This window comes from Roseateles sp. P5_E8, assembly GCF_054177665.1.
Map to the genome: position 1 here is coordinate 1 of NZ_JBGCUM010000126.1, position 2057 is coordinate 2057.

Genomic DNA, 2057 nt, shown 5'->3' on the forward strand with positions numbered 1-2057 from the left:
AGCTGGGCCCGCAAGTGGGTGCCGGCGAGTTGATCGATGTGGATGACTGCGAAAAGGTCACTCGCCAGTTGCAGTATGTGCTCGAGGTCGAGGGTTTGGAGTATTCCCGGCTTGAAGTGTCCTCGCCGGGACTGGACAGGCCGCTGAACAAGGCGGCGCATTACGCGCGCTTTGCCGGCCAGGAAATCGACATCACGCTCAAAGCCCCCTTCCAGGGCAAGAAGAAATACCGCGGCGTCGTCAGCGCTCAGCCGCAGGCCGAGAACGATCAGGCCTGGCGCCTGGTGTTCGACGACGGTGAAGCCGATCAGGCGCTGGACTTCACGCTCGACGAAGTGCGCGAGGCGCGCCTCGTGCCGGTGATCAGCTTCAAGGGGCGCGGCGGCGAGCCGGCGCCCGACCGCAAGCCGGGCCAGCGTGGCGTCATCAAGCCGAAAAAAGCAGCAGCTAAGAAACAAGCGGGCGCATCCACCGAGGTGGCGCCCGGCCAAGACAAGGTTGACGGAGGTCTCAAGCAATGAACCGTGAAATGTTGATGCTGGTGGACGCGATCTCGCGCGAGAAGAGCGTGGAGCGCGATGTCGTGTTCGGTGCGGTCGAAGCCGCGCTTGCATCGGCCACCAAGAAGTTTTACGGCGCTGAGGCCGACATCCGCGTCAGTGTGGATCGCGAATCGGGCGAGTACGAGACCTTCCGCCGCTGGCATGTGGTGCCGAACGAGGCCGGTCTGCAGATTGCCGACGCCGAGATCCTGCTGTTCGAAGCCCAGGACCAGATCGCCGACATCGAGGTGGACGACCACATCGAAGAGCCCGTTGAGTCCGTGCCCATCGGCCGCATCGGTGCGCAGGCCGCCAAGCAGGTCATCCTGCAGAAGATCCGCGACGCCGAGCGCGAGCAACTGTTGAACGACTTCATGTCGCGCGGCGAGAAGATCTTCGTCGGCACCGTGAAGCGTTTGGACAAGGGCGACATCATTGTCGAGAGCGGCCGCGTCGAAGGCCGCCTGAAGCGCAGCGAGATGATCTCGAAAGAGAACCTGCGCACCGGTGACCGCGTGCGCGCCGTCATCCTCGGCGTGGACCCGACCCAGCGCGGCCCGCAGATCATGCTGTCGCGCTCCTCGCCGGAGTTCATGAAGGAACTCTTCGCGCAGGAAGTGCCGGAAATCGAGCAAGGCCTGCTGGAGATCAAGAGCTGCGCCCGCGACAGCGGCAGCCGCGCCAAGATCGCCGTCATCAGCCATGACCGCCGCGTCGACCCCATCGGCACCTGCGTCGGCGTGCGCGGTTCGCGCGTCAACGGTGTGACGACCGAGCTGGCCGGCGAGCGCGTCGACATCGTGCTGTGGAGCGAAGACCCGGCCCAGTTCGTCATCGGCGCGCTGGCCCCGGCCAACGTGCAATCCATCGTCGTGGATGAAGAGCGCCACGCCATGGACGTCGTCGTCGACGAGGAAAACCTCGCCATCGCCATCGGCCGTGGCGGCCAGAACGTGCGCCTGGCGTCCGAACTGACCGGCTGGCGCATCAACATCATGTCGGCCGAGGAATCGGCTGCCAAGCATGAAGTCGAGGCCGAGAGCGTCCGCAAGCTGTTCGTCGAGAAGCTCGACGTCGATGCCGAGGTCGCCGACATCCTCATCGCCGAAGGCTTCACCAGCCTGGAAGAAGTCGCCTACGTCCCGATGCAGGAAATGCTCGAGATCGAGGCCTTCGACGAGGACACCGTCAACGAGCTGCGCACCCGTGCCAAGGACGCGCTGCTGACGGCGGAAATCGCCCGCGAAGAGAAGGTCGATGGCGTGTCGCAAGACCTGCGCGACCTCGAAGGCGTGACGCCCGAGCTGCTGAGCAAGCTCGCCGAGGGCAGCATCAATACCCGCGACGACCTGGCCGATCTGGCCGTGGACGAGCTGGTCGACCTGTCCGGCCTGGACGAAGCGGCGGCACGCACGCTGATCATGAAGGCTCGTGAACATTGGTTCAACGACTGATCGATCAACCCACGCTGCGCCGCACCAAAAGTAATTTAAGGATCCCCACATGGCCGTGACT

2 protein-coding genes are annotated in these 2057 nt (G+C 64.3%); both read left to right on the top strand.

Translation table 11 applies throughout. The annotated features are described in order from the left end of the window. Positions 1–521 (top strand): ribosome maturation factor RimP (gene rimP, locus ACXRVZ_RS27545; RefSeq protein ID WP_458233122.1); only part of this gene is annotated, 521 nt, incomplete at its 5' end. Beyond that, positions 518–1996: a transcription termination factor NusA gene (gene nusA, locus ACXRVZ_RS27550; RefSeq protein WP_457425191.1), complete on the top strand. Its 1479-nt coding sequence runs from the start codon at positions 518–520 to the stop codon at positions 1994–1996. The genes rimP and nusA, both read left to right, overlap by 4 nt. Positions 1997–2057 lie beyond the last annotated feature (61 nt).